Genomic DNA, 18,669 nt, shown 5'->3' on the forward strand with positions numbered 1-18,669 from the left:
AACCAAACCAAAGGGGCTTAGCATTCTTGATGTGAAAATACTGCACAACGCTGCCATCGGGACTGATGACCGTCTCGCCTGTGACGCGCATGGTTTGTTTGGTATGACCGGATGCTGTGCCGTTAATGGTGCGGCTGTAGCTGCGGCGGGTTGCGGTGGCCGCCTTAACAGCTTTGTCATAGGCGGTTTTGACGGCTCTTGATGATGCCGCTGTGCTACTGGAGGAGCTGTTTACGACATCGGATAATTGGCCGTCAGTTAAAATCGTAGACCATTTCCCCCAGTCGGATGGCTTGCTAATGGGGTTTTTATCACTGCCTCTCACCCACATATTTCCATTTGAGGCGATAATTTGGGTGCTGTCATTTCTATAGCCGATAACCATGCCGGCCACGTCTCCGCCGACTGGCAATGGGGCTGAGGCGGCGGGGTTAGTAAAAAAGCACGGCGTGGTCTGGCTGTCGAGATTGATGCCATTGCGGTTAGTTGGGTTTGCTCCATTGATTTGCTCTTCAACCCAGCTCCGATACGCAACATGCTCAATGCCGTTTGGTTGCTTGTACGCAATACGGCCTTTTTCTTTTCCGTCGGCACCGATGAAAACATAGTTAAATCTAATGCCGTTATCCGTAGTCTCGCCTTCGGGGGAGATATCAAATCGCCAATAACCTGATTTTGTTGTGGCGCGCCACCTCTCCCATCGCTTGTAGTCGTTAAAAATTAAAATGCCGTCTAATGTTTGATTGCCCCTGTTGCCGAGTTTTTCGTCTTGCAGTTTTTTGCCCATCGCCGCCGTCAACGCTTGGTTGGTTGCGCTGCTGCTTAAGGTATTGTTAAGCTGCACAATACCGGGCGTGGTTGTGCTGGCTTTGTCGATGGCATGGCTGTGTGAACTGGCCGCCACGGTATTACCGCTGGTTGCGGTAATGGTTGACGGGGTGCCGAGGGTAATGGTGCGGTTGGCAGACAGATTGCCGCCGCCTGTCAGGCCGTTGCCTGCGGTGATGGTGGTGTTGGCGTTGGCTTTGGTATTTAACGCAGCCTCGACCGCAGACTCATTGCGACCAATGCTTTCGACCGCCTTGGCCAATTCGGTTTTGAGCCAAACTGTGCGGTTATTAATGCCCATCAGGCAAATATTGATGGGGGCGTTTAAGCCACCAATCACACTATCTCCTGGCTCAATTTGTCGGACGGAGTTTGTCCATAAATTTTGATCGATTAAATTACCCATTATTATTTATTGCTCCGAATGTAAAATCACCATTAAATTCAATTTCGCCATTCCAATACAGGGAATTGGCGCGATAATCAATATAAATAAGCTCGCATCTTATTGGTGTGATTTCGTTTAGTATGGCCTGTATTAATTTGGCTTGGCTGCCGCTAATCACTCTTTTTAAAATGATGGCGTATTTCGCCCAATCTTCCGGCTGCCCGCCAAAAATGTATTGCCCATTAAATACCGCTTTTCCATTCCATCTTAAACGTGCGACTTTTTCAATTATTTCTATCTCACCCAAACCCAAATCTCTAAACAGGTTGCGGATAACGGCGGGGGTGCCTTTTTTTTGATGTTTTTCAATATCGTTGGCAATTAAGCGGCGTTTTTCTTCTTCGGTTTGGGCAAACCTCCAGCCTTCGGCATCTGATATGCTGTTTTCCCACGCGAGCCATGGCAGCCATTCAGCTTGACACACAGCGGGATCATGCGCGTTTAAAATCACCCGCCAATCTAAGGCGGCTATCCTGTCTTCTGTGAGTCGGGCCAGGGTGTGCTGGAGGGGCGTGTTATTTGATGGGATCACGCTATTCATTTACTACCTCTCGGTCGCGGATGAATTCAACTTGAATAAATTCGTCGGCGGCGCACACGATATCGGCCGCCGGTTGCCGGAGGTTGATGCGTTTTGTGCCGATGGTATCGAGGGCGCCTATAATTTTTGAGCGAGCCAGCGATGCGGATAATCCGGCATTGTCTGCCAGTACCTCCTCTAAATCGCGCCGCTGCTGCTCTTTTACCAGCGCTTTATCCGGCCCGTCTTCAAATTCGGTTTCGTATTCGATGGTTATTTTTTTTGCGCGTGCCGCCTTAACCTCAACGGTATCGCATAGCGGGCGGCGGTCTTCGGCGGACAGATAATTTTTAACTTTGCTAAGCAGCGCGGCAGAGGGGATGCCGTCATTGCTGTAGCTTTTGATATAGACACACACGATACCGGCGGCGGCGCGCACCGGATTAGCGTCTGCGACATCATCGACATCAAGCGAGTGGGCGATATATGCGGCGCGGGGCCCGGCGGCGGCCAACTTTTCGTGATGCATTTGTATGCGTTTGCGGTATTCGGCATCGCTCTCTTTAATTTCGGGGCGCGGCGGTGTTTGGGTCTCATCGGCGGACTGGATAATTTTTCGGGCTATGCCACGACCGGCACCGATGTGATCCAGATCTGTACCTGTAGCCAATGCTAAAAACCCTGCTTTAGTTGCCTCGTTAATGCGGTGGCGGATCAGCATCTCGCTGTATGCTTGCTGCTGCAAATCAATAGTGAGCGGCTCTGATTCGAGCTCCAGTGTTTTTTCGATTGCTGGTTTGATACTGTCGGGACACAGCTCAATTAATTGTTTTTTTTTGCGCGCAAAAATTGTCTCAAAATCTAATTGCTCAATAGCATCAGGGGCAGGGAGGCGAGTCAAATCAATTTCAGCCATGGTTAAACATCCGTAATTTCAAAAGTTTCTTTCACGCCGCTGGATAAAATGACGGTTTCCAGCCAAATTTTCAGACGGCCTTGCGCGGCGGCTTCGGCATCAAAGCGCACGGATTCGATTTTGACGCGCGGCTCCCACGCGGCGATGGCGGATACGATGGCTTGCTGCAAGGCCAAAACCACCGGCGGAATCAAGGGCATATCGATTAAATCGGGCAGGATTGAGCCGTAATCCTCACGCATGATGCGGCTGCCGATGCGGGTAAATAAGATATTGTTGATGCTTTGGGCGATATGGGCTTTTAGCGAGATTTCGCGGCCTGTTTCGGCGTTGGTCATGGGTTTGGCTCTCCGGTGTTGCCGCCTGAGGTCAAATCAGGGTGGGTGTGGCTATGCAGCACCACGCCGTTGCTTGACATCGTGCCGGTATTCGTAAAGCTGCCCGTATGGTTCAGGCTGCCGGTGATGGTGGTGCCGCTGCCACCGCCACCGCTCATGCCGCCTTGATAGGTCAGCAATCCGGCCACGGTCAGCGCGCCGGTCATGTTGGTTTGCGGGGTGTCGATGGTGACGGAGGTTGCGGCGGACAGATTGGCGGTTTTCACGCCGGTAGCGGTGAGCGCGCCGGATTGGTGGTTGTAAGCCAAGCGCGCGCCATCCGGAAACTGCATGACGGTTTCATCTGGGCTGTTTGACGGGGCAGGAAATTGGCTTGAGGCCATGCCGAGCAGCACTATGCCGTTTTCGGTTTCACCGCTCGGGCTTAACACGACACACATCTCACCGACCGATGGCAAACGCCACACGGCCACACCACCGGCGGCAGGGACGAGATAGGGCAGCCAATCGGTTTGCAAGCCGCCATGCGATACGCGCAGGCGGTTGGTTTGCGGGTCGACTTCGGCCACGGTGCCGACTTTAATGAGGTTTTCCAATTGTCGATTCATGCGACCACCCAATCACCGGCGCGACAAGCTTCGGCTTGGGCGCGGGGTTGAAAATTGGATATTGCGCAAGGCCAGCACGCCGCCGTCAAAGCGGCACAGGGCACGGCGGTAATACACGCCGCAGAAAAACAGCGGCGGGGTGATGACTTGGATAATTTCGGCATCGTGCATGGGTGTGGCCTTTATACTGATTGAGCCGCCGACTGGGGACGGCAGGCGGCGGCTCGGGGTGCCGTCTTTCCGGCTGTCATCTACAAAAAGGAACATTCAAATGGCTTTGAGTTCAGGGCTATTATTTATCGGGCGCGTGCGGGTGTAAATTTGTTGGCGGCTTGGGTGTGATTTTTAGGTTTTTGGAGGATAAAAAAGGCCGTCTGAAAGGCTTCAGACGGCTTGGTTTATTTAAGTTTGTTTAATCAGTACAAAAACATTCGGCCAGCCCATCGACATCAGCTATTTTCTGCTCTGCGACAGCCATTTTTTGCAAATCTGCATAGGAGGGGGCATTGCGGCGGAATGGCTGGCCGATTTTTTGCTCTTGCTCAATCCACCATACGGCTGCTTGCGGATTTTCGGCAATCAGCTCAATGCGCTTGGCGGTTGATTTTAAAAAGCACAAATCGCAATTGCCATGATTGGTGACGCCGTTGAGATTGGGCAGATTTAAATCAAATTCTTGCGCCTGCCAAAATTCGGCCACCTGCTCTTTGGTAATGCCCATTTTGGCGAGTGGGGCTATCCGCTCAAATGGGTCGCGATGATTATTGAGCTTTGCAACGCGGCGAGGCTCATCGGCGCGAAAACCAACGGCAACCTGCCAATTCTTCCAGCCTAAGACTTGCTGCGCATAGTATTTAATCGGGCGTATTTTTAATTCTTGGGTGCAGTAGCGCATAACGGGATTGGGCGGATAGCCCCTTAAATCCATCAATCCGGCAAACGGCTCACCCTTTCTTGAGGCCGTCTGAAAGTCGGTAATTTTCCAGCGGTGCTTTGCTTTTTCGGCAGGGCACCACTCCAGCCAAATGATGCTTACCGACCATCGTCGCGCGCATTCGTCAACAAATTTTAGTGTTTCTTCGGCCTCTTTGCCCGTATTGGCAAAGACGACTTTAATATTTTCGGGCAAGCGGCCGCCGTGTTGGTCGATGATGGTTTTTAACATCATTGCGCTGGTTCGACCGCCGCTAAAGCTGATGATTGTATTTTCGGTCATTTTTTAAATCCCCTTTGAAACCGCAGCCAAAACCTCATTATGTATATAGCTTAAATCGTCGGTATTAAAACCAACCAACTCACGCGCCGGCAGATTTTTCCTACTATTGCCGTAATGGTGCTCATAGGCGATATTTGCGGCCAATCCGCTGAAAAATCCGATAGATGCGCTCTGACTATCTGACTTAAAGCGAAGATATTTCCCGCCTTTAAGTTTTTTAAACATCCTTAGCTTTTTATTTCCGTTGCGCTTTTTTAAATAAATCCATTCATTCACATACCCCGTTGCCTCTCTGGGTTCATCCGGATGCCGCCCCTGAATCACAGGGTTACCGTTTCGGCTGACGGCCTGACGGGTAAAGGCTAACTCCAAATCTTGATCTTTGAAAAAATTAAATTTCTGCCTGATCCACAACTTTTCTCCATCCCTCAACCTCCTTAAATCCCAAGCATGGGCGCGCGGCGCATAGGCTATATGTTGAGGGTCAACGTTATCGGCGATTCTCTGCCGATTCCGCTTCTGCATTTCCCGCGCGATTTTGGCGGTCAGTTTTTTTCGTTCAGGTGCCGATAAGTTTTTTATTAGCGATTCCAAATCATCAAGATATTTATTTAATGGGTCGGCACTGTACTTTTCGCTATCTGCATCACGATACGCCATTTTAACCACCTATCTGATTGTCGTTTGGCACGCCCAATGCGGCGGCGTATTGGCCTAACACGTCCTCGAGGTCGTATTGCGGCTCGGCTTTGGTTTTGATGTTCAGACGGCCTTTGTCATCCATGCGGACTAGGATGTTTTCGGTTAATTTGAGCTGGATTAAAACATCCCACACGTCGGAGGTGAGCGGCTCTGCCTCAAAGGTGTAGGCTTTGTTGCCGTTGGTGCCGGGATTGAGGATATCGGGCTGATTGCGTTGCAGCCAATGGATGATGGCAATATTCAGGCGGGTGAGTTTGTCTTTGGCGATTTCTTGGGCAAACAGGTTGAGGGTGTAGGCGGTTTTGTGGCTGAGGGTGCCGCGCGCGGGCTCGATTTCGCCGCCGTCGACATAAATGCGCAGGCGGTCGGGATCGGTTTTAAATTCGGGCAGGGCGGCTTGGATGGCTTCACGGAGCGCGGCGGGTTTTTCCATATTGTTCAATCTCTTCTTGGCATTCTATACAACAGCGACAGCCGATTACGGCTTGGCGGCGGGCTTCGGGGATGGGCTCGCCGCATTCTTCGCATTCGTAGGCGGAGGCGCTGTATTCGGTTTTTTCGCGCTGCTTTTTCAGCCAGTATTCGCGCTGGCGGGCTTCGAGTTCGGCGGCTTGGTCGAAAATATCAGTCATAGCTTGGGCTTTCAGACGGCCTATTGTTGACCGACACAGGCGGCGAGCGCGTTGCGGTAGGCTTGGCAGGTGTTAAAGGCGGCTTTGTACGCGACAAAGCCTTGCAGCAAGTCGGCGTGGGTGTGGATTTCGCCGACTTCGGCACGGCATTGTGGCACGGGCGGGCATGAGTGGGCAGGCGCAGGGGCGGCAGGTTTGGCGCAGCCGACCAGCAGCCACACGGTCATGAGCAGAATAAAAAATGCTTCTTTCATTTCAGACGGCCTTATGGTTGATTGAGGGCGGCGGCGACATCGGCGGGCAGGGCTTGGCTTGCCCAGCTTGGATTGCGGGCGATGGCGGCAGACACGGCAGCGGCTTGGGCGGCAGCGGCTTGATTGAGCCGCTCGACTTCGGCTTGCAGGGCTTGGGCGCGGGCGCGGCTTTGGGCTTCGGCGGCTTGGGCGGCGGCCAATTGGCTTTGCAGGGTGTCGATTTTGTCGGCACGGGCAGCGCTGATTCGGCCTTGCGCGATGGTTGAGACGGCAAGGGCAAACAACAGGGCGACGGCTAGGGCGTATAGGGTGAGTTTGGTTTTCATGGTGTTTCAGTTTGTCATTGAGGCCGTCTGAAACTTTTCAGACGGCCTTTCATTTATGGAAGGGTTTAGCCGTGGCGGAAAAACTCTTTTTGCTCGGCGGCGCGGCGGTTGCTCAAGCCTTTAATGACGCGGCCACCGGCTTTATTCCACAGGGCAAAGGCGGCGCATGCGGCTTGGTATTTGCGCTCGTTGAGGCGGCGGACAACGGTGGAGCGGGCAAAGGCGGCCACGCCGATGTTGTAACAAAGACTGACGCAGGCGTTAAATTGGGATTGGGTTAACGGCACGGTTACGACAGCTTTGACGCCGTCTTCGTAGGTTTTGATTTGGTTGGTAAATTCGGCTTGGATTTCGGAATCCAGCAAGACATCGCCCAGCTTGACGCGGCGACCGGCGCGCGCGCCAATGGTGTAGCGGATAAAGCCAATGCCGATGGTCGGGATGCGGACTGAATCGAGGTAGGCGGCATTGCGCTTGCCCTCCCACTTAGCGATAAATTGATAACCGGCATCGTCGATGTGTTTGTGTTGATTTGGGTTGGTTTGCATGGTTTTATCCTATTTTTTAACGTAATAAATGCCTTGCGGGTTAAATTTTTTCTTGCGCTTTTTCGGCGCGGGTTGCGCGGGCTGGGCCGCGGGTTGCGGCGGTGTGGGTTTATGCTCAAAGGGGTGCAGGCGGCTTAAATTGCCGCGCGCTTTGATTAAGGCTCCGGTATGCAGGGCAAGGCCGAAAATGAGCAGCCAAACGGCCACATCGGCCAATTTAAAGACGGCGGCCACAACCAAGCCCAACAGCCATAAGACGGTAAAGTAAGCGAGCCACACTGAGACGGGCTTGCGGGTTTTGCCGCGTGCGTCAAACAGCATGACGCGCAAGGCTCCGGTGGCGGCCAGCGTGATGATGGCGATGTATTGGATGTTACTCATTGGCTTCCTCCTTACTTGGGGCGGCTTCGGGTTTGCAACCAAAGCGGCCAAAGCTGATGCGGCCTGTTTCGGCGAGGTTGATCAGGCGGGTGCAGACGACAACAATCAAAGCCGAAAACAGGGCGGCGCCGGTGAACTCGTTCAGGTGCAGGGGGATGGCGCTGGGGATTGCCCAATTGACAATCTCGGCGGCACCGTTGCCGCCAAAAATACCGCTTAAAAATGAGACGGCAAACAGCCACGCTTTGCTGATGATGCTGTGTTGTTTGCGGGTCAGGATAAACAGGCTGGCGCCAACAATTGCGCCCATAGCCACGCTGGCGGGCAGATGATAGCTGCCGACGATGATGAGGGCGGTGTTGATGGCGGTGGAAATTTGTGAATCAGTCATTTTTTTAATCCCACAGATTTATTGTTTTGAGGGTCGGGACGGCTTGGGTGTCGATGGCGGGCATGACGACTTTTAAACCGGCAGGGAGCAAGACGGGATACAGGCTCAAATCGGGATTGGCTTGTAATACTTGGACGACATGGCGGGAGCTGCCGTAAAAGGCGGCGGTGAGCGAGGCCACGGTGTCGCCCTCTTTGGTGGTAATGGTGTTGATTTTTGCCATTTCAGACGGCCTTAAATCAGCTCGGCATCACAACGGCGCTGCCCCATGATGGCGGCCACGGCAAAATGCCCCTCTCGACGGTAGTCTTCGGCTTGCTGTTGTTTGGCTTCGGCGCGCTCGCCTGTTTTGCCGGTGGCATCTGCGTCAGCCCATTTTTCAAGCATAAGGGCTTTGGTGTAGCAATAGACGGCGCGGCGGTAGTGGGCAACTTGAGGGGCTTCGCCGTTGATTTTGTCGTCTTCTTCGGCGACATCGGCAAGGGCGGTAAATCCGCGCTGCTGAGCGGCCATGCGCCAGCCTTTTAATTGCCCGTTGACGTGGGCGACTGATTCAAGGGCGGTGTGGTAGAGGCGGTTTGAATTGATGTTGTTGTCAATCCGCATGACATCGCGCAGTTCTGACAGGTCGATGCGCGGCCAAAAGACGGCGCTGACGATTTCATTTTGACCGATGGATTGGCGGCCTTGGGTGTCGGTATCGGCAAAAACGAGTGACATAGCTTGCTTTCAGACGGCATGAAATAGAAAACGGCCTTTTCCGTTTGTCGCGGGCTGGCAATCGGCACAATGGCGGCATGGCAGACAGGACAGCGGCGGCCGTTCCGTGGGGGGAGACGTTACGCGGCCAATTGTTTTTTCAGGGCTTCGATGCGCTTTTTCACGCCGACATTGGCGTTGTAGCTGACGGCCTTTTCGTACAATTCGAGGGCGCGGGCGGGGGCGGCATCCTCAACACGCTCGCCGCAGGCTTTTAAAAACTTGGCGCGGATTTGGTCCATGATGTTCAACTCATGCAAGCCGGTATCGGGATTGATGGCGGTGATTTGCTCAATCAGGCGGCTGGCGGCTTGCTCGGACAATTCTGCGGCATCGTTATTGGCCAATTGCTCGGCCATCTCTTCAAACAGGCGGTCTTTCAGGTCGCGCTTAAATTCATCGGCGGCGACCATGTTTTGCGCAATGGCAAATTCAATCAGGGGCGCGGCGGTTTCCAATTCGCCAATATCGACCAGCCACAACAGGCCGGTGGTGAAAATCACGTCATCTTGATTGGCTTGGCCGCTCTCATACACTTGATTCAGCCAATCGCGATATTTTTCAATAGCTTGGCGTTTGGCGGTGATTTTATCGGGGATGCCTTTAATTTGTTTGAGCATTTGGCGGTCTTGCGCCAGTAGGTATTGCAAGCGTTGGTAAGGCTCGGCGGCGGTCAAGTCGATTTCGGCGGACTTGGCGGCCAAAATGGCTTGCTTATGGGCGCGGGCGGGTGAGGTCATGGGCTTGGCTCCGATTGAGGCCGTCTGAATGGTTCAGACGGCCTTGGCTGTTTTACTCTTCAGCGATTTTGATGTTTTCAATCAAGGCCGCCGCGCCGAACTCTTCGACCACGTAGTCGATGTTTTCGGACTGGTAGTCGGATACGCGGTCAAAGCGCGGCTCGTTAATCAGCTCGCGGCGGTGGCCGGTCTTGTGGAAATAAATCGACAAGTTCGACAGCGGGGTGATGAGCATTGTATTTTTTGGAAAATACGGCACGGCAATGGCTGTCAGGCCGCCCAAGCGTTTGCTGGCGGTGATGGCATGTGCGGCCACTTGCTCGGTGGCGGTTTGCTCGGCGGCGTTGGTGACGGCAAAGTATTTATCGCCCAGCAAGGTGCGATGGCACAGTACGACCATATCCGGCATTTCGGCAAATTCGTCATCGATCAGCTCGTTGCACGCGTCAACCACGATGGCATCAAGGTTTTTGTATTTGCCGGTCGCGCCAACGGTGACGGCTTCGGCGCTTGAACCCAAGACGTTTTCGGCTTTGCCTTCGCGCAATTGTTGCAGCCAGCCTTTTTTAATATCTTGCAGCAGCGGATTTTCTTCGGCGTTGGAATTGTCGGCGGATTTGATGCCGTTAAAACCAATGGCGATGAGGCTCAAGGCTTTTGATTTGACGATTTGACGGTTGACCAGCTCAATATAGTTATCATGCGCTGACCAGTTATCCATATCCTCATAAGTGATCATGGTGTCAAAATTGACTTTTTCGCAGCGGTATTCGCGGCCTGTCTTGGTGTGGACGGCTTTTGGTTTACGCGCCACGGTTTCGCCTTTCGGGTCGGTTTTGGTGCGGCTGGCATTCAAACCGGCACCAATACCAATGATTTCACCGGCAATATCTTTTTTCTGCACGATGTTGATTTGTTTCAAAAATGCGGAGCTTTCGCGCACTTTTTCGCGCATTTTTTGAGACACGGAAGGGCTGACGCTGAAGTTTTCGGCTGGGTTTGCCACGCCGTTGGCTTTGGCGACGGCGGCGATGTATTTTTGAATATGAGCGTGCATCTTGTTTTCCTTAAAATTCAGAGGTTTCGACAACCGTGCCGCCTAAGTGTGGGGCTTGGGCATTGACCGGTGTTTGCTCGATTTCGGCTTTAAACGCGGCAAATTCTTGCTGCAATTTGGCAAAGGCTTCAGCGGATTTTTTATTGTCGTCAACCAATTGGCTGACCACTTCGGCGGCTTGCTCAAGCTGCTTGTTCAACGCGGTAAAGTCTTGCTGCTCGGGCTGAGGGGTTTCGGGCTTGGTTTCGGTTGCCGGTGTGGCCGGTTGCTCGGGCTGAGGGGTTTCGTTTTTGGCAAACAGGGCGGCGTGCAAGGCTGCCCACAAGGTTAATTTTTTTTCAGACATTTTTTCGGCCATTTCGGTGTAGCTGGATAAGATTTGATCGCGGTCGGCAGCAAGGGAAAATTTAAGCATTGAGGTGCCGAGCGCTGCGGGGCTGTCGGTCAGGGCAAGGCCGACCAGATAGGTTTTGCCGGTCTCGGCAAAGTTTTTTTGTAATTCCATTGAGGTAAAGACTTTTTCGCGGTCTTTCATCATTTGGATGGTTTTTTCGGTTGGGTCGATGCGGGCGTAAAGTTTGGTCACGCCGTCGGCGGTTTCGGCTTTGAGTTCCAACACGCTGCCTAAGCCGCTCATTTCGCTTTTTGGGAAAAATGGGCGGTAATGCTCAACATTTAAAACGGCGGTGTAGGTGTCGGGATTGTAGGATTCTGCGGCTTGCGTCAGCATTTGCGGTTCGATTTGGCGGCCGTCGACGGTCGCGCCGGATTGGCCGATGCAAAACCATTTTTCTTGGATTTTCATTTTTTTGCGCAAAAAATTGATTAGAACAAGCTTATTTTGCTGTTTTCTTTGGCTGATTCAATCAGGGGCGGGATTGGGTGTGATTTTTAGGTTTGTGCGGCAATGCGCGGGCTTTCAGACGGCCTGAAAATGCTGAAATGTTAAAAAAATCAGCAGCAAAATGGAAAAACGAAACCAAGTAGAGATTGCGGCGAATATTGACCCGCGCACGGTGGCGCGCAGCCTGTATTGGCAGGGCTGGCGCATTTCGGCGATTGGCCGTCATTTGGGGATTAAGCCCGCCACGGTGCACAGCTGGAAACAGCGCGAAAACTGGGACGGCGGCTCACCAATTCAGCGGGTGGCGGCTTCGGTAGAGGCGCGCTTGATTCAGTTGATTCATCTGCCGAAAAAATCAGATGGCGACTACAAGGAAATTCGCCAGCTTTCGGGCTTGATTCAGGGGGCGGCGGAAAAAATGCCGTCTGAAAAATCGGCGGCAAAACCGAGCGCGGAAAAGTTTATTGCGGATTTGACCGACAATATCCCGACCATCGACAATCCGCCGCGCGAGCGGGCGGAGCGCGGTCGAGATGCGAAAGAGCGACCGGCAGGAAAGCCGCATAAGAATTTTCTCCATCCCGACCAAATCAAGCGGATGGAGGAAATTTTTATTGAGCAAAGTTTTGGTTATCAGCGTTTTTGGAATCAGCAATATGGAAAACGCCGTTTCCGCAATTTGCTGAAGAGCCGCCAAATCGGTGCGACTTTTTATTTTGCGCGCGAGGCGTTTTTAAATTCGCTTAAAACGGGGATTAATTCCATCTTTTTGTCGGCTTCTCGGGCGCAAGCCTATTATTTTCGCCGCTATATTTTGGATTTGGCGGCGATGGTTGATGCGGAGCTTAAGGGCGGGGATGTAATTCAGCTCCACAACGGTGCGGAGCTTTATTTTTTGGGTACCAACAGCCGCACGGCGCAAGGTCGAAACGGTAATTTGTATGTGGATGAGTATTTCTGGATTGAGGACTTTGAGAATCTGCGCAAATTGGCCTCGCCGATGGCTTCGCAAGCCCATCTGAAAACGACTTATTTTTCAACGCCGTCTTATGAGGCTCATCCGGCTTATACGTTTTGGTCGGGCGAATTTTACAACAAAAACCGACCGAAAAATGAGCATATTTCGCTTGATGTTTCCCCTGCTGCTTTAAAGCATGGCCGTTTGGATCCTGATGGTCAGTTTCGCCATGTGGTGACGATTCATGACGCGCTGACGGATGGCTGCCATCTTTTCAACATTGATGATTTGCGGCGCGAATACCCGCCGCACGAATTTCGCCAGTTGTTTGAGTGCGAATTTGTGGCGGCTAAAGACGGCGTGTTTGATTTTGCGGAATTGCAAAAGTGTGGTGTGGACTCTTGGGACGCGTGGGCGGATTGGTATAAATCGTTTGCGCCTAAGCCTTGCGGTGATGCGCCGGTGTGGATTGGCTATGACCCGTCACACACGGGCGATGCGGCGGGCTTGGTAGTGGCCACTGCGCCGGTGCGTGGTCGTGATAAGTTTTGCGTGGTTCAAAAAACTTTGCTGCAAGGCGCGGATTTCGAGAGCCAAGCGGCGTTTATTCGCAATCTTTTGAGCGTTTACAACGTGCAAAAGATTGTGATTGATTCTAACGGGATTGGTGTGGCCGTTGCCGATTTGGTTAAAAAGTTTTTTCCGGGCGTGATTTGCATGACTTACACGCCGGAGATTAAGGGCTTGATGGTGCTAAAAATGCTTAACCTGCTTAAAAATCGGCGCGTTGAATGGGACGGCGGCGACATCGATATGCAGATGGCGTTTTTATCGGTGCGGCGCACGATGACGGCGAGCGGTCGACATATGACTTATGAGACGGCGCGCACAAAAGAGGCGAGCCACGGTGATTTGGCATGGGCGGCGATGATGTTGTTTTATCAGGAGCCTTTAGACGGCGTGGCGCATGGCCGCGTTGAGATTGATAGTTAAGGATTTAAATCATGAGTATTGAGACTAAAAAAACTGATGTTGAGGTGTTTTCTTGGGGCACGGATGAGCGGGTTAATTGGTTGTCTGATTTGTGGGAGTGTGTGGACAACGGGAAATATTATGAGCCGCCGATTAATTTAAATGATTTGGTGGCGCTGCTTCGCGCTGGTATCCATCACGCGAGCGCGTTGCAATGTAAGCTTAACGTGTTGACGGCGACGTTTGAGCCTACCAAATGGCTGAGCCGAGCGGAGTTTAAAAAATTGGCTTTCGGTTTTTTAGTGTTGGGCAACGGCTATTTGCAGGTTGAGCGCAACCGCCTTGGCCAGCCGCTTAAACTTAAAAACCGCTTGGGGCTTTATATGCGCCGAGCCTCTCATAAAGAGGGCTACTACTACATGCGCCGCCATGTGGTTTGTGATGATGATTTTATTCCGGCGGGTGATGTAGTGCATTTGATTCAGCCTGATTTGTCGCAAGAGGTTTACGGGGTGCCGGATTATTTGTCGGGCATGAGTTCGGCGGAGCTTAACCGCTCGGCGACCACATTCCGCCGCCGCTACTATGACAACGGCAGCCACGCGGGTTTTATTGTTTATGCCACCGACAACAACCTTAATGAGGAGGACTGGGCAAACCTCAAACAGCAATTCAAACAGGCGCAGCGAGAGGGCAATTTTAAAAATGTTTTCTTACGCTCACCAAACGGCGGGCAGGACGGTATTAAACTGATTCCGATTTCTGAAGTTGCCGCCAAAGATGAGTTTATCAATATCAAAAATACAACCGCGCAAGACATGCTGACAATTCACCGCGTGCCGCCTGCGCTGATGGGCGTGGTTCCACAAGCGGCCGGTGGTTTGGGTGACGCGCGCACGGCAGCGGAGGTATTCGCGGCCAATGAGATTGAGCCGATTCAGACGGCCTTTCTTGAGGCCAATGAGCAACTGGGCGCAGAGGTGTTTAAGTTTAAGCCGTATTCGCTGGCCGTTTCGGCTAACAAATAGCGTTTCCAACGCCCAATCGCCCTCCCAAATCCGCCTGATTTTTTCAGGCGGATTTTTTTTGCGCCCATCGCCGCCAAGTGCCACGGCGCGCGCTCCCCCTCCACGCCCGCGGGCTTAGTGTGGGTGGCATTTTTTATGCGTTTTTTGACAACCGCCGAGGCCTTATATTTTATAGGGTTTTGCGGCGGTTTTGATGTTGGTTTTTTTATGCGTTTTTATTCAAAAATTGGCATTTTCATGCTTAATTATGCAAGCCATAAAAAGGCCGTCTGAAATATGCTTTTCAGACGGCCTTGAATTGTTATTTTTATCGGTATTTTTGGCGTAGTGCCATCACGTCTTGCCCCCACAATTCCAACGCTTCGCGCCGCTCATCCAATAATTCTGACCGGTCATACGCCCACTCTGTCTTGTCGCCAACACCATGAGACAAAAGCAATTCGCCAACATCACGCTGGATCTTATGCACCTCGCGCAAATATGTGCGCGCCAAGCTGCGTAAGCCGTGGGCGGTTGTTTCGATTTTCATTTTGCTGCGCAATTTCAGCCGCACGGTTTCACGGTCGATTGCCTTAACGTAGCCGCGCCCCTCAAACAAATAAATACCGGCCACATTTAGCTTTATGGCCTCTTGATAAATTTGCAGTAAGGCACTCGATAGCGGCACCACATGCGGGCGCGTTTTCATGCGCGCAAGAGGGATTTCCCAAACTTTTCGGCTCAAATCAATTTCAGCCAACATCGTGCCCGCCGCTTCAGACGGCCTTGTCATACTCAATAATTGCCAATAAATCAACAATCTTGCGCGCTCGCCAATCCCTTCTGTTGTTTCAATTTTTTCAATCAACATCGGTAAATCTTCGGGTTTCAGCGCGGCAAAATGCCGAGATGGCGCACGGTCAAAACTTGGCGGCCGATAATTGATACAGGATTTGTTTCAATCGTGCCGCTTGCGACAAAATAGTCAAACATCAAATTCAGGCTACTTTTCACGCGGCGCAAATACTCCAGCACACCGCGCTCTTCCATTTTTCGCAGCACATCGACCACGTCGGCGGTTTTGATTTTCCGAATATCTCGGCCTTTAAAAACAGGCAAAACATTTATTTCCAAAGCCGCCAATATTTGCCGCGCGTATTTTTCCGACTTCCCTTTACCCATCTTTCCGCCACCACGCGCCCATCGCTCAAACCAATCGACCATGCAATTTTCAAATCGATACCGTGCGGCCACATCCTCCGATGTTAGTTTAGGGTTTTCACCGGCGGCAATTTTCCGCAAAACCTCCTCGCGCCACGTCCGCGCATCGGCCAGCCCAAACTTCGGGAACATCCCCAACGTCAACGTATCCGCGCGGCCATCATCAGGCCGTTTGAATTGTATTCGCCACGATTTTTTGCCCGATGGCAAAACCCAAAGCGCAAGCCCGCCGCCATCCGGCAGCTTATAAACTTTGTCTTTCGCGCGAGCCGCTTTGACCTGCGCAAGGGTTAGCGGTGTTACAATTTTCGGCATTTTTTTTCGCCCCTTGTTATCAAAAATCGATTCGATAACAAATAAAATAACACATAAAAATAAAAAAGATTTAAACGCGTTTAAAAGCGTTTAAATCTAAAATAAATAAAAATCCCCGCAAATATTTGATATTTACGGGGATTTTATCCGTTTTAAAAGCATTGTAAATCTTTTAAAAATAATCTTGGCGGAAGCGGTGAGATTCGAACTCACGGAGGGCTATCAACCCTCGACGGTTTTCAAGACCGTTGCATTAAACCGCTCTGCCACGCTTCCGTTTTCTTGAAGACGATATAGTAATGAAAACTTGCCTGTTTGCCAAGTAAAATTTACGCATTCAGGCTTAGTTTTTTGTTTTTACTTGGTTTGTTCTTTTCGTAAAAATACCCACTCTTTATCATTTGAAGCAGCGGCGTTGAATTCATAGCCTTCGTAATCAAAATTTTGCAAATCTTGCGACTCGGTAATGCCGTGTTTGGCGGCGTAGCGCACCATCAAACCGCGCGCGCGTTTGGCATAGAAGCTGATGATTTTGTATTGGCCGTTTTTCTCGTCTTTAAACACCGGTGTAATCAACTTAGCCTTGAGTTTTTTGGTGTTTACCGATTTGAAATATTCTTGCGAAGCTAAGTTGATCAACACTTCGCTGCCGTTGGCGGCAAGGGTTTCATTCAGGAGGTCGGTGATGCGGTCGCCCCAGAATTCATACAGATTTTTACCGCGCGAATTGGCAAATGCTGTGCCCATTTCCAAGCGGTAGGGCTGCATTAAATCCAGCGGGCGCAGCAAGCCGTAAAGGCCCGACAATAAGCGCACATGTTGTTGCAGGTATTGGATTTGTGCTGGATTGAGCGATTCGGCATCAATGCCTTCGTACACATCACCGTTAAACATATAAACCGCCTGCTTGGCATTTTCAGGGGTAAACGGCGTGTGCCATGCGGCATTGCGCTCGGCGTTGAGGAGGGCGATTTTGTCGGAAACGTGCATCAGCTCGGCAATTTGCTGTGGCGCAAGTTGGCGCAATTCGCGCATCAGGATTTCAGATTCTTGCAGCAAATCAGGCTGGGTAAATTCTTGAATGGGGGCGGAATCTTTTTCGTTGAGATTTTTCGCCGGAGATAAGACAAAAAACATAGTCGCCTCGTATCGTGATTAAGATGAATGGATTGATTTTAGTTTTAAATGATAAACACGGCAAGAATCGGGGCGGTTGAAATGCTTAATCGTATTAGCAAATAGGCCGTCTGAAAGCTTCAGACGGCCTATGCGTGACGCAAACATTAACGATACAGCGATACGATGGTTTCTGCTGCTTTGACACACGTTTCCACATCGGCGACCAAAGCAATGCGCACATAGCCTTCGCCCGGATTGCCTTGCTCGGTGTCGCGCGCCAAGAAGCGGCCGGGTAAAACTTGAATGGCAGCTTCTGTCCACAAACGTTTGGCAAAAGCCAAATCATCACCGTCCGGCACTTTTAACCAAATATAAAACGACGCATCAGGGAAATCGACTTCAAACACTTCGCGCAAAGTCGGAATCACTTTGTCGAATTTTTCCTGATACAGGCGGCGGTTGTCGATGACGTGGGCTTCGTCGTTCCACGCGGCAATGCTGGCGCGCTGTACCGGAATGCTCATCGCGCTGCCGTGGTAGGTGCGGTAGAGCAAAAATGCTTTCAGCAAAGCGGCATCGCCTGCCACAAAGCCCGAGCGCAAGCCCGGTACGTTGGAGCGCTTAGACAAGCTGGTAAACATTACCAATTTATCGAAGCCGCGGCCTAATTGCGCCGCTGCCTGCAAGCCGCCGATGGGCTTTTTGCCGTCGAAGTAAATTTCAGAATAGCATTCGTCGGAAGCAATCACGAAGCCGTATTTGTCTTGCAGAGCGAACAATTCTTGCCAGTCTTCGAGTTGTAAAACGCTGCCGCTCGGGTTATTCGGTGAGCAGACCAACACCATTTTGGTGCGTTGCCACAGGTCATCTGAAACGCTCGACCAATCAGGGTTGAACGACGGCGCAGGACAGTTGGCAAAATGGATTTCGCCGCCGCCGAGAATGGTGCCGCCTTCGTAGATTTGGTAAAACGGATTCGGGCTGATGACCACAGGTTTGCTGTCGGCAACCGGATCTAAAACGGTTTGAATAAAGGAAAACAAGGCTTCGCGGCTGCCCAATACCGGCAGGATTTCGGTAGCCGGGTCAACTGCTAAACCGTCATAGCGGCGCGCCAACCAATCGGCGCAAGCTTGGTGTAATTCCGGCAAACCGGCGGTCAGCGGGTATTTTTCCAATTCGCTTAACGAAGCCGTGAGCGCATCGGTGATGACTTTGGGCGTGGCGTGTTTCGGCTCGCCGATGTGCAGCGGCACGATTGACACGCCTTCAGGCGCTTCCAAGCCTTGCATGGCTTCGCGTAAACGGGCAAACGGGTAGGGTTTGAGTTGGGATAATAATGAATTCATGATGGTTCCGAGCCTAAAATTTAACCGCTATGTTAACATTTTTCTGATTCATTTTGTTAACAATCTGCGTGGATTGTGATGGATGGGAGGCCGATCTGAAAAGTTTGATAGGGTGAATTTGAGCAGACAATAGAGGGCCGAGACCTTTGCAAAATCCCTATCTTTGGCACATTTCTTCGTTGTGTGCTGCTCGAATCTTGCCTATCTTGATGATATGTCT

26 protein-coding genes and 1 tRNA gene are annotated in these 18,669 nt (G+C 51.6%); 2 read left to right on the top strand and 25 right to left on the bottom strand.

All coding sequences use genetic code 11. The features are described 5' to 3' along the window. From CRG49_RS03995 to CRG49_RS04085, 20 genes are all read right to left on the bottom strand, one after another. Positions 1 to 1,168, bottom strand: a 1,168-nt coding sequence (locus CRG49_RS03995; protein WP_198515145.1) for a tail fiber protein, incomplete at its 3' end; no start/stop codon positions are given. Positions 1,169 to 1,226: 58 nt separating this feature from the next. Beyond that, positions 1,227 to 1,817, bottom strand: coding sequence for a phage tail protein I (locus tag CRG49_RS04000; protein WP_095501835.1), 591 nt, complete (start codon positions 1,815 to 1,817; stop codon positions 1,227 to 1,229). Next, positions 1,810 to 2,712: a baseplate J/gp47 family protein gene (locus tag CRG49_RS04005; RefSeq protein ID WP_095501834.1), complete on the bottom strand. Its 903-nt coding sequence runs from the start codon at positions 2,710 to 2,712 to the stop codon at positions 1,810 to 1,812. The genes CRG49_RS04000 and CRG49_RS04005 overlap by 8 nt, the downstream gene beginning before the upstream one ends. Positions 2,713 to 2,714: 2 nt before the next feature. Further along, positions 2,715 to 3,050 carry a GPW/gp25 family protein gene (locus tag CRG49_RS04010; RefSeq protein WP_095501833.1) on the bottom strand — a complete coding sequence of 112 codons (336 nt, stop codon included), beginning with the start codon at positions 3,048 to 3,050 and terminating at the stop codon, positions 2,715 to 2,717. Then, complete coding sequence (locus CRG49_RS04015) at positions 3,047 to 3,658, bottom strand: phage baseplate assembly protein V (RefSeq protein WP_095501832.1); 612 nt, start codon at positions 3,656 to 3,658, stop codon at positions 3,047 to 3,049. Before CRG49_RS04015 ends, CRG49_RS04010 begins: the two co-directional genes overlap by 4 nt. Positions 3,659 to 3,670: 12 nt before the next feature. After that, the gene (locus tag CRG49_RS13095) at positions 3,671 to 3,925 is read right to left on the bottom strand and encodes a hypothetical protein (protein ID WP_154143187.1); all 255 of its coding nucleotides are present in this window, start codon (positions 3,923 to 3,925) and stop codon (positions 3,671 to 3,673) included. 145 nt (positions 3,926 to 4,070) lie between these two features. Then, positions 4,071 to 4,874 (bottom strand): phosphoadenosine phosphosulfate reductase family protein, encoded by an 804-nt coding sequence (locus tag CRG49_RS04020; RefSeq protein WP_095501831.1) that lies wholly within the window; start codon positions 4,872 to 4,874, stop codon positions 4,071 to 4,073. Between the two features lie 3 nt (positions 4,875 to 4,877). Then, entirely contained in the window at positions 4,878 to 5,534 is a 657-nt protein-coding gene (locus CRG49_RS04025; protein ID WP_095501830.1) for a phage virion morphogenesis protein, read from the bottom strand. A 1-nt stretch (position 5,535) separates the two neighbouring features. Next, positions 5,536 to 6,009, bottom strand: a complete 474-nt coding sequence (locus CRG49_RS04030; protein ID WP_095501829.1) for a phage tail protein — start codon at positions 6,007 to 6,009, stop codon at positions 5,536 to 5,538. Next, positions 5,984 to 6,208, bottom strand: coding sequence for a TraR/DksA family transcriptional regulator (locus tag CRG49_RS04035; protein ID WP_095501828.1), 225 nt, complete (start codon positions 6,206 to 6,208; stop codon positions 5,984 to 5,986). The genes CRG49_RS04030 and CRG49_RS04035 overlap by 26 nt, the downstream gene beginning before the upstream one ends. A 20-nt stretch (positions 6,209 to 6,228) precedes the next feature. Further along, positions 6,229 to 6,462, bottom strand: a complete 234-nt coding sequence (lysC, locus tag CRG49_RS04040) for an Rz1-like lysis system protein LysC (protein ID WP_095501827.1) — start codon at positions 6,460 to 6,462, stop codon at positions 6,229 to 6,231. An 11-nt stretch (positions 6,463 to 6,473) separates the two neighbouring features. Beyond that, entirely contained in the window at positions 6,474 to 6,788 is a 315-nt protein-coding gene (locus CRG49_RS13100) for a hypothetical protein (protein WP_154143186.1), read from the bottom strand. Positions 6,789 to 6,853: 65 nt separating this feature from the next. Continuing rightward, positions 6,854 to 7,336 carry a lysozyme gene (locus tag CRG49_RS04050; protein ID WP_095501825.1) on the bottom strand — a complete coding sequence of 161 codons (483 nt, stop codon included), beginning with the start codon at positions 7,334 to 7,336 and terminating at the stop codon, positions 6,854 to 6,856. 9 nt (positions 7,337 to 7,345) lie between these two features. After that, positions 7,346 to 7,717, bottom strand: coding sequence for a phage holin family protein (locus CRG49_RS04055; RefSeq protein WP_195690051.1), 372 nt, complete (start codon positions 7,715 to 7,717; stop codon positions 7,346 to 7,348). Further along, positions 7,710 to 8,108, bottom strand: coding sequence for a putative holin (locus CRG49_RS04060; RefSeq protein ID WP_095501824.1), 399 nt, complete (start codon positions 8,106 to 8,108; stop codon positions 7,710 to 7,712). Before CRG49_RS04060 ends, CRG49_RS04055 begins: the two co-directional genes overlap by 8 nt. Before the next feature lie 4 nt (positions 8,109 to 8,112). Then, positions 8,113 to 8,331 carry a tail protein X gene (locus tag CRG49_RS04065; RefSeq protein WP_095501823.1) on the bottom strand — a complete coding sequence of 73 codons (219 nt, stop codon included), beginning with the start codon at positions 8,329 to 8,331 and terminating at the stop codon, positions 8,113 to 8,115. An 11-nt stretch (positions 8,332 to 8,342) separates the two neighbouring features. Next, complete coding sequence (locus tag CRG49_RS04070; protein ID WP_095501822.1) at positions 8,343 to 8,828, bottom strand: head completion/stabilization protein; 486 nt, start codon at positions 8,826 to 8,828, stop codon at positions 8,343 to 8,345. Between the two features lie 119 nt (positions 8,829 to 8,947). Beyond that, positions 8,948 to 9,607, bottom strand: a complete 660-nt coding sequence (gpM, locus tag CRG49_RS04075; protein WP_095501821.1) for a phage terminase small subunit — start codon at positions 9,605 to 9,607, stop codon at positions 8,948 to 8,950. A gap of 52 nt (positions 9,608 to 9,659) precedes the next feature. Then, positions 9,660 to 10,664, bottom strand: a complete 1,005-nt coding sequence (locus CRG49_RS04080; RefSeq protein ID WP_095501820.1) for a phage major capsid protein, P2 family — start codon at positions 10,662 to 10,664, stop codon at positions 9,660 to 9,662. 10 nt (positions 10,665 to 10,674) lie between these two features. After that, the gene (locus CRG49_RS04085; RefSeq protein WP_095501837.1) at positions 10,675 to 11,469 is read right to left on the bottom strand and encodes a GPO family capsid scaffolding protein; all 795 of its coding nucleotides are present in this window, start codon (positions 11,467 to 11,469) and stop codon (positions 10,675 to 10,677) included. A 160-nt stretch (positions 11,470 to 11,629) separates the two neighbouring features. Between CRG49_RS04085 and CRG49_RS04090 the strand changes: the two genes are divergently transcribed. Together CRG49_RS04090 and CRG49_RS04095 are read left to right on the top strand one after the other, a co-directional pair. Further along, positions 11,630 to 13,459, top strand: coding sequence for a terminase large subunit domain-containing protein (locus CRG49_RS04090; RefSeq protein ID WP_095501819.1), 1,830 nt, complete (start codon positions 11,630 to 11,632; stop codon positions 13,457 to 13,459). Positions 13,460 to 13,470: 11 nt separating this feature from the next. Then, positions 13,471 to 14,466, top strand: coding sequence for a phage portal protein (locus tag CRG49_RS04095; RefSeq protein ID WP_095501818.1), 996 nt, complete (start codon positions 13,471 to 13,473; stop codon positions 14,464 to 14,466). A 307-nt stretch (positions 14,467 to 14,773) separates the two neighbouring features. Here the strand turns inward: CRG49_RS04095 and CRG49_RS13490 are convergent, their stop codons facing one another. The 5 genes from CRG49_RS13490 to dapC all read right to left on the bottom strand — a co-directional run bounded on the left by CRG49_RS13490 (position 14,774) and on the right by dapC (position 18,449). Continuing rightward, positions 14,774 to 15,316 (bottom strand): site-specific integrase, encoded by a 543-nt coding sequence (locus CRG49_RS13490; protein ID WP_229436882.1) that lies wholly within the window; start codon positions 15,314 to 15,316, stop codon positions 14,774 to 14,776. A gap of 17 nt (positions 15,317 to 15,333) precedes the next feature. Beyond that, the gene (locus CRG49_RS13495) at positions 15,334 to 15,981 is read right to left on the bottom strand and encodes an integrase arm-type DNA-binding domain-containing protein (RefSeq protein ID WP_229436880.1); all 648 of its coding nucleotides are present in this window, start codon (positions 15,979 to 15,981) and stop codon (positions 15,334 to 15,336) included. A gap of 185 nt (positions 15,982 to 16,166) precedes the next feature. Then, a tRNA-Ser gene (locus tag CRG49_RS04105) sits at positions 16,167 to 16,257 on the bottom strand. Positions 16,258 to 16,338: 81 nt separating this feature from the next. Continuing rightward, on the bottom strand, positions 16,339 to 17,118 hold the full coding sequence (gene yaaA, locus CRG49_RS04110) for a peroxide stress protein YaaA (RefSeq protein ID WP_095501817.1): 780 nt from the start codon (positions 17,116 to 17,118) through the stop codon (positions 16,339 to 16,341). 146 nt (positions 17,119 to 17,264) lie between these two features. Further along, entirely contained in the window at positions 17,265 to 18,449 is a 1,185-nt protein-coding gene (dapC, locus tag CRG49_RS04115) for a succinyldiaminopimelate transaminase (RefSeq protein WP_095501816.1), read from the bottom strand. Positions 18,450 to 18,669: the final 220 nt, after the last annotated feature.

Origin of the sequence: Neisseria sp. N95_16 (assembly GCF_002551535.2) — a bacterium.
Taxonomy (GTDB): domain Bacteria; phylum Pseudomonadota; class Gammaproteobacteria; order Burkholderiales; family Neisseriaceae; genus Neisseria; species Neisseria brasiliensis.